This window comes from Actinomadura montaniterrae, from assembly GCF_008923365.1.
Taxonomy (GTDB): domain Bacteria; phylum Actinomycetota; class Actinomycetes; order Streptosporangiales; family Streptosporangiaceae; genus Spirillospora; species Spirillospora montaniterrae.
Genome location: NZ_WBMR01000352.1, coordinates 1 through 7,016 on the forward strand (window position 1 = coordinate 1; position 7,016 = coordinate 7,016).

8 protein-coding genes, 1 tRNA gene and 1 pseudogene are annotated in these 7,016 nt (G+C 73.0%); 4 read left to right on the forward strand and 6 right to left on the reverse strand.

The features are described from left to right. Positions 1-65: 65 nt before the first annotated feature. Positions 66-1,586, reverse strand: coding sequence for an alpha/beta hydrolase domain-containing protein (locus F9B16_RS48130; RefSeq protein ID WP_151546966.1), 1,521 nt, complete (start codon positions 1,584-1,586; stop codon positions 66-68). 191 nt (positions 1,587-1,777) lie between these two features. Here F9B16_RS48130 and F9B16_RS48135 point away from each other — a divergent pair, with 191 nt between their 5' ends. Beyond that, entirely contained in the window at positions 1,778-2,437 is a 660-nt protein-coding gene (locus F9B16_RS48135; RefSeq protein ID WP_151546967.1) for a cutinase family protein, read from the forward strand. Between the two features lie 52 nt (positions 2,438-2,489). On the opposite strand, the gene F9B16_RS54315 is transcribed toward F9B16_RS48135, so the two are convergent. Further along, positions 2,490-2,819 (reverse strand): nitroreductase/quinone reductase family protein, encoded by a 330-nt coding sequence (locus tag F9B16_RS54315; RefSeq protein WP_225992623.1) that lies wholly within the window; start codon positions 2,817-2,819, stop codon positions 2,490-2,492. Then, complete coding sequence (locus F9B16_RS48145) at positions 2,737-3,360, reverse strand: NAD(P)-dependent oxidoreductase (protein ID WP_151546968.1); 624 nt, start codon at positions 3,358-3,360, stop codon at positions 2,737-2,739. The genes F9B16_RS54315 and F9B16_RS48145 overlap by 83 nt, the downstream gene beginning before the upstream one ends. Before the next feature lie 103 nt (positions 3,361-3,463). On the opposite strand from F9B16_RS48145, the gene F9B16_RS48150 reads away from it, so the two are divergent. After that, positions 3,464-3,850, forward strand: coding sequence for a winged helix-turn-helix transcriptional regulator (locus F9B16_RS48150; RefSeq protein WP_151546969.1), 387 nt, complete (start codon positions 3,464-3,466; stop codon positions 3,848-3,850). A gap of 92 nt (positions 3,851-3,942) precedes the next feature. On the opposite strand, the gene F9B16_RS48155 is transcribed toward F9B16_RS48150, so the two are convergent. Next, positions 3,943-4,018 (reverse strand) — tRNA-Arg (locus F9B16_RS48155). A gap of 176 nt (positions 4,019-4,194) precedes the next feature. On the opposite strand from F9B16_RS48155, the gene F9B16_RS48160 reads away from it, so the two are divergent. Continuing rightward, entirely contained in the window at positions 4,195-4,626 is a 432-nt protein-coding gene (locus F9B16_RS48160) for a hypothetical protein (protein WP_151546970.1), read from the forward strand. A gap of 81 nt (positions 4,627-4,707) precedes the next feature. Beyond that, on the forward strand, positions 4,708-5,739 hold the full coding sequence (locus F9B16_RS48165; RefSeq protein ID WP_151546971.1) for a D-alanyl-D-alanine carboxypeptidase family protein: 1,032 nt from the start codon (positions 4,708-4,710) through the stop codon (positions 5,737-5,739). Positions 5,740-5,743: 4 nt separating this feature from the next. Here F9B16_RS48165 and mscL read toward each other — a convergent pair whose 3' ends face one another. Both mscL and F9B16_RS51905 read right to left on the reverse strand, forming a co-directional pair. Further along, positions 5,744-6,154, reverse strand: coding sequence for a large conductance mechanosensitive channel protein MscL (gene mscL / locus F9B16_RS48170; protein WP_151546972.1), 411 nt, complete (start codon positions 6,152-6,154; stop codon positions 5,744-5,746). Between the two features lie 387 nt (positions 6,155-6,541). After that, positions 6,542-7,016 (reverse strand): annotated as a pseudogene (locus F9B16_RS51905) (Flp pilus assembly protein CpaB); the annotation flags it as partial.

Genomic DNA, 7,016 nt, shown 5'->3' on the forward strand with positions numbered 1-7,016 from the left:
GCACCGGCCGGCGCGGGGCGGTCGATGGCCGAGAGCCCGCGCCGGCCGGTGTCGCCCACCCCGGGTCAGCCGCCGATGGACGAGTCCTGCGCGGCCTTCACGATCGCCGCCGCGTCCTCCGGCAGCAGGTACCCGCCGTCGACGGACTGCTGCGCCGCCGCCTGCACCTTGGCCACGTACCCGGCGTGCGTCGGGTACAGCCGGCTCAGCACCGGCTCGGCGACCGGCGGGAACGACGGGTTGGACGGGTCGCCCGCGTCGTGCTCGTCCCACCCGTCCGTGTCGCCGTTCCACGGGTCGCGGGCGCCGTAGAGGCCGCAGAAGACCCCGTCGCCGAGGCCCAGGTGCCGCAGCCCGGTGAGCGTGCGCGTCGGCACCGTGATGTCCGGCAGCCGGACGCCGCCCGTCGCGAGCCCGGTACGCGGGTCGCGCAGCGCCGTGTTCAGCGGCGCGCCGCTCGGCGGCCGCGCCCCGCCCCGCGCCCACGACGCCAGGTGGCGCAGCGCCGCGTTCATCGAGTAGTGGCCCGGACCGTCGTTGAACGGCGCCGTCCCCGCGGTGCAGTCCGCCTGCGGCGCCGCCGACCCGGCCGACTTCTTCAGCGTCGGATCACCCAGGTCGTAGGCCCACTGGTCGCCGTGCGACGTGCCCGCCAGCTCCCAGTGCACGACGCTGCCGGTGTCCGGCTGCCGCGCCGCCGACGCCAGCGGGACGTCCGTCTCGGTCAGCACCACGAACGTCGGCACCGGCAGGTCCGTGCGGATCCGCGACGGGTTCGGCATCGTCAGCGTGTCGGCCAGCTCGCCGCTGATCGGCGCGCCGACCGCGCTGTTGCTGTGGATCATGAGGCCGTCGTAGACCTTCGCCACCGGCTGCACCGCGTCCGCGTACGTCGTCATGAACCCGGCCGACTGCGACTCGCCGTCCGCGAGCAGCGTCTTCACCTTCAGCCCGCCGAGCGGGTCCGGGCCGTCCGGTGCCCGCAGCGCCCGCCCGGCCTGCGAGAAGATGTCGTAGGAGTACGCGTCGCCCGGGTGGACGAGCGTCCCGTACCGTTCGGGATCCCAGCCCTTCAGGCCGTGGATCTCGCCGAGCCCGCCGTTGACGCCGACCGCCTGCGCCGAGACGCCCACCCACGCGTAGCCCTCGCGCAGCAGCTCGTCCCGCTCGAACCAGTAGTCCGGCGACAGGTCGAGCTGCCCGCTGACGTTCAGCCATTCGACGACGACCGTCCCGTTGAACTTCGCCGGGTCCGTGGGCCGCCGGACGAGCAGCCGGGTCTTGTACGCCGCGCTGCCGGACTCGCGCACGCTCCACCGTCCGTCCGAGCCCCACAGCCCCGCCTTCGCGTACGAGTGGGCGGTGCCGGAGATGAAGTACTCGTTCTCGGTGTAGCCGTACGAGCCGAGGTCCTCGGCGGCGGCGAGGAACGGGAAGCCGTGGCTCCCCGCGGGCGGGACGCTGACGGCCGGGTCGTCCGCGTCCGCGCGGGCGGACGGCGACGCGCCGATGAACGCGCCGAAGAGCACCGCCCCCAAGGCCGCGGCGGTGGCCCGCCGTCTCGGGGAGCGCAGGGGAATTCGCACGGTTGCCTCCTGGAAGCACTGGTCGGGGGGAAGCACAGTGTCGGCCGCGGCCCTGCTCCCGGCATCGGGGAAATCGCCAGTGCGCCGCGCCGGCCGGTGATTCTGCCGATGCCGGAGCGCCCGCCGGGCCCCTACGTTCCTGCGCTGACCGGCCCCGAACCGATCGGGGCCCGGCGCAGAAAGAGGCCCGCATGTCCCTCTCCCCGTCCCTCCGGCGGCTCGCCGCCGTCGCGTTCGCCGGTGCCGTGGGCGCCGCCGGGCTGGCCACCCTGTCCGCCGCCCCCGCGTCCGCCGCGAGCTGCTCCGACGTCGACGTCGTCTTCGCCCGCGGCAGCGGCGAACTGCCCGGCCTCGGCATCGTCGGAACGCCGTTCGTCAGCGCCCTCAAGGGCGACCTGCCCGGCAAGTCGGTCAGCTCCTACGCGGTGAACTACGCCGCGGACCTGGCGCAGACCAGCGCCGGCCCCGGCGCCACCGACATGAGCAACCACGTCAAGTCCGTCGCCGCGTCCTGCCCGGGCACCTCGTTCGTCCTCGGCGGATACTCGCAGGGCGCGAGCGTCACCGACATCGCGATCGGCATCAGGACCCTGCTCGGCACCGGCGGCACCATCCCGACGGACCTCGCTCCCCGCGTGAAGGCCGTCGTCGTCTACGGCAACCCGCTGCGCCTGTACGGCCAGACCATCAACACCGCCAGCTCCCTCTACGGCCCGAAGGCCAAGGAGTTCTGCAACCTCGGCGACCCCGTCTGCGCGAACGGCGCCGACATCTCCGCCCACCTCACCTACGCCACGAACGGCACCGTCCCCCAGGGCGCCCAGTTCGCCGCAGCCAAGATCAACGGCTGACGCCGTCCCCCGCCAGGGTGAGCCCCCGCCACGGCCGGGCGGGGGCTCACCCCTATTCGGTCACGGGCTCCACGAGGACCACAGGGATCTCCCTGACGGTCTGCCCCTGGTAGGCCCTGGACGCCGCCAGGACGTACCGGTCGCCGTCGCGCTCGTAGGCCAGCGCGGTGCGGCGCAGCTCGCCGGACCTCCGGCCCCGGGTGGTCAGCAGCAGTTCGTTCACGCCTGGACGTGGCCGCCCGCCGGTCTCCTCGAGAACCGGCGGATGTGCTCGGCGGGGCTGTCGTGCACCCGCGGCATCACGTCTCCCGGATGCTGACGGCCGCACGGTGGTGCCGGGGTGCGTCGACCTCGTCGAGCAAGGCGACGGCGAAGTCCGCATACGAGATCCGGCTGGCCGGGTCCCCGTGGTCGGCGATCGCATACGCGCCGGTGCGCGCACCGGCATGGTCGAAGTCCCCGGCGGGAGCCACGTAAGCCCAGTCCAGATCGCCGGCCCTCAGCTCCTCCAGGCCTGCCGCGTGACCGAGGTAGAAGGAGCGGTACTCGTTGGGATAGCCGGGCTCGTCCATCAAAGGCGCCCCGGACGCCCCGGGCAGGATCGATGCGAGACCGACCACCACCAGCCGGCGTACCCCCGCCTTCGTCAACCCGGTGGCCAGGGCGCGGGACGAGGCGGTGAAGAAGTCGTGCGGCGGCGCCGACAGGTCCGCGGCGGCGCTGATCGCGGCGTCGTGCCCGGCGGCCGCCTGCGCGATGCCGTCCGCGTCGGTGACGTCTCCCGCCACCACCCGCGCGCCGGCGAGGTCGCCGTGGCGTGCCGGGTCGCGCACCACGGCGGTGACCCGGTGGCCGCGCCGATGCGCCTCCGCGACGGCCTGCCGGCCCGCGCGCCCGCCCGCGCCGAAGACCACGATGTTCATGACGAACCGCCTCTCACCAGGGCCGGAGCCCTGCGCGCCCGGCCGGTCCGCCGACGTTAACGAGGGCCGCGGTTCCCTCCGGGATACCGGCTATCGTGGCGCCATGAGGGAACCGCTGCCCGCCGACATGTTCGAGGAGCTGTGCCCGTCCTCGCTCAACCCGATCCGGTTCGGCGACAAGTGGGCGGGGCTCGTCATCCGCTGCCTCGAGGGCGGGCCGCGCCGCTTCTCCGAACTGCGCGTGCCGCTGAGCCGCGTCACGCCCAAGGTCCTCACCCGGTCGCTGCGCTCCCTCGAACGCGACGGCCTGATCAAGCGCACCGTCTACGCCGAGGCCACGCCGCACGTGGAGTACGAGCTGACCCCGCTGGGCCGCAGCATGCTCGAACCGATGGCGGCCGCCTGCGCCTGGGCCGAGCACCACTGGGACGAACTGCTCGACGCCCGCGAGTCCTACGACACCGCCCCCCACCTGGACCAGGCCGGATAACACCCCGCCCAGGCCGGACACCGCCCCGCTCAGGCGGGACACCGCCCCGACCAGGCCGAATAAGGGGCGCGCACCCCGGAAAACCCCCGCACTGGCGCCCCCGGCAGGATTCGAACCTGCGACACCCGCTTTAGGAGAGCGGTGCTCTATCCCCTGAGCTACGGAGGCATGTCGTCGCTCGCCGGAAGAGCGTAGCGGACGGCACCTACAGGGTAGGGGAAGGGGCGTACTGGGCGCTCCCCGTTATGGGGGCAACCGGGGCTCAAGGGAGCGCCAAAAGGCGCGGGAGATGGCCTATGTGCGCTCTAGGCCGGGTGGGGTCGGTGTGGGTACGCTTCGGTGCCGTGACGGGTCGGCATCGCGGGCAGCCGAAGGACCGGGAGACCGGGGAGGCCGCCGAGACGCGCGCGCCTCGGCGGAGGCGCCTCGCGATGATCGCGGGGGCGTTCCTGGTGCCCGTCGCGCTCGCGACCGTGGTGGCGTTGTCGCTGCGCGAGGAGCCCTCGGGACGGCCGGACGGGGCGGTGACGCCGACGCCGCGGGCCGCGGAGGCGTCGCCCTCGGCGGAGCCGACGTTCGGGCAGTACGTCCCGCCGGAGAGCGATCCGCAGGCGGAGACGAAGGCGCCGCGGCGGGTCGTGACGCCGCAGGCGGAGCCGACGAAGAAGGCGACCCCGAAGCCCACGCGGCCGCCGGACGTGCGGCCGACGTGCCCGTGGTCGGGCGTGCCGTACCTCGACCAGTGGTGCCATCGGCATCGTCACACAGGTCGCTGAGCCGGTTGCGCCCAGTTCGGCTGTGAACCTGTAGTAGCGTTCTGCCGCTGTTCGTATTCGGGCATCAGGAGGAAAACCACCGTGCCGAACCCCCGGTCGGCTGCGCTGGCCGCGGCCGTCCTGGTGATGGCGACGCTCGTGCCGCAGGGTGCCGGCAGGGCGGCCGAAGGCGGGGACGACGTCAAGTCGCTGCGCGAGGCCGCCGCCAAGGCTCGCGACGAACTCGAGTCGGCCACCAAGGACATGGAGGGCCGCAAGAAGGACCTGGCGGCCTCGCAGAGCAAGCTGAAGGCGACGCTGCAGGACCTGGCGGACGCCGAGGCGCAGCTGAACGAGATCCGGCAGCCGCTGGCACGGCTCGCGAACTCCTCCTACCAGCAGCCCGGCGCCGCCGGGTCGATGGCGGTGTTCGGCGGCGGGAACCCGGAGGAGGCGCTGCGCGCCACCGCGGACGTGAGCATGCTCGCCCGGTCGCAGCAGGCGCTTGTGGACCGTGCCGACGCGCTGCAGAAGCGCCGCCAGCAGCTGGCGTCCACGGCGCAGGACCTGCAGTCCCGCAACGCGATCGCGCAGACCCGCGTGCAGCAGGACATCGACGGGCTCAAGCAGCGGTCCGCGCAGCTCACCGACCAGCTCAACGCGATGCTCAAGAAGCTGCCCGAGAGCAAGCGGCTGGAGCTCGGATGCGACAAGAGCCTCGCCGCCGACGCCAAGAAGTTCCCCAACGGGCTGATCCCGCAGAAGTACCTGTGCCCGCTGCCGCAGAAGGGACGCGAGCTGCGCGCGGACGCGGCGCTGGCCTTCTACAAGCTGAACGCGGCGTACAAGGCCCATTTCGGTCGCGACATGTGCCTGACGGACTCCTACCGGAGCCTGGCCGAGCAGCAGTCCGTGTACGTGCGGCGCCCCGGCTTCGCGGCCGTCCCCGGCACCAGCAACCACGGCAAGGGGCAGGCCATCGACGTCTGCGGCGGGGTGCAGAACCAGGGCTCGGTGCAGTTCAACTGGCTGAAGGCCAACTCCAAGAAGTACGGCTGGTTCCACCCGGCGTGGGCCTACAGCAATCCGTTCGAGCCCTGGCACTGGGAGTACGGCACCGAGAGCCAGTACTGAGCCGTCAGGGGGTCTGCGCCAGCGGGACGATCTCGGAGGTGCAGAACCGGCAGCGCCGCGCCTTGATAGGGATCTCGGCGAGGCACTCGGGGCACTCGCGCTCGGTGGCCTCCTTCCCGCGGTCCATCCGCTCGATCAGCTTCGCGGTCGGCAGCACGACGAGGAAGTAGACGATCGCCGAGGTGATGAAGAAGGCGATCGCCGAGGTGACGAAGACGCCGTACGGGAACGTCGTGCCGTCGACCGTCAGGGACAGCCGGGTGTAGTCGGGCTTGCCGCCGATCAGCGCGATCAGCGGGGTGATGAAGGAGTTCGCGAAGTCCTTGACGAGCGAGGCGAACGCGGCGCCGACGACGAACGCGACGGCGAGGTCGACGAGGTTTCCGCGGAAGAGGAACTTCTTGAATCCGCCCATGGTGTGCTCCCGGGGGTCGGCGGGGCGCGTCCCGTCGGACGCGCTCCTGGAGGCGATCGGCTCTGGGCACGCGGGGAGGGGCGCGGCCGATCCGCGCCTGGTCTGCCCTGATCGGAGGGGGTTCTCACTCCCGCGTGCGCTATATCACTGATGCCCGGTCCGGCCGGAGCCGGACGGAACGGCTACGGATGGTAATGAAAGTTCACCCCTCGCGCCAAGTCGATCCCGAACCCGCCCGCAGCCACACCCCAGCCCACCCCAACACACTCCAGAACCTCCGCCACGCGCCCAGGCGCCTGCCGCTGATCACAGACCCCCAACAGCGCCCCGCAACCCCCGGAGCCGCCCAGCAACGCCCGGAGCCGCGCCGGGGCGGGCGTGGGGTGGTCAGGGGGTGGTGAGGGTGATGGAGAGGGCGGAGCGTGTGCCGGCGAGCGCTTGGGCCTGCGCGCGGTCGGTCGCGAGGACCACCAGGGCGCCCTCGTGGCCGCCTTCGTCTTCGTGGCGGGGCACGGTCACTACGGGCACGCCGGACACGATCACTCGGGCTTCGCTCCACCGGTCGTCTCGGCCGGGGAGGTCGTCGAGGCCTGAGGGCGGTGGGCCCGCCAGGACGTCGACGCGGTCGCCGGAGTGCAGCAGGCGGACGGTGTCGGCGTCGGCGATCCGGACGGGCGCGGCGACCGTCCCGGGGCCGTAGCCACGCAGGAGTCCCTCGCCGACCAGGCGGGCGTCGGTGAGCGGCTCGCCGCGCCTCATGGGCCCCGCGAGGACCCGCCCGGCCGCGCCGGAGCGGAGCGCGCCCGCCGGGACGGCCGGGGGCGGCAGGTCGAGGGCGCGCAGGTCGGACGTGCCGAGGGTG

Excerpts from the sequence above, each read along its gene's own strand:
- F9B16_RS48135 (WP_151546967.1), top strand. The coding sequence starts at position 1,778 with ATGTCCCTCTCCCCGTCCCTCCGGCGGCTCGCCGCCGTCGCGTTCGCC.
- F9B16_RS54315 (WP_225992623.1), bottom strand. The coding sequence starts at position 2,819 with ATGCGGACTTCGCCGTCGCCTTGCTCGACGAGGTCGACGCACCCCGGC.
- F9B16_RS48145 (WP_151546968.1), bottom strand. The coding sequence starts at position 3,360 with ATGAACATCGTGGTCTTCGGCGCGGGCGGGCGCGCGGGCCGGCAGGCC.
- F9B16_RS48150 (WP_151546969.1), top strand. The coding sequence starts at position 3,464 with ATGAGGGAACCGCTGCCCGCCGACATGTTCGAGGAGCTGTGCCCGTCC.
- mscL (WP_151546972.1), bottom strand. The coding sequence starts at position 6,154 with ATGGGCGGATTCAAGAAGTTCCTCTTCCGCGGAAACCTCGTCGACCTC.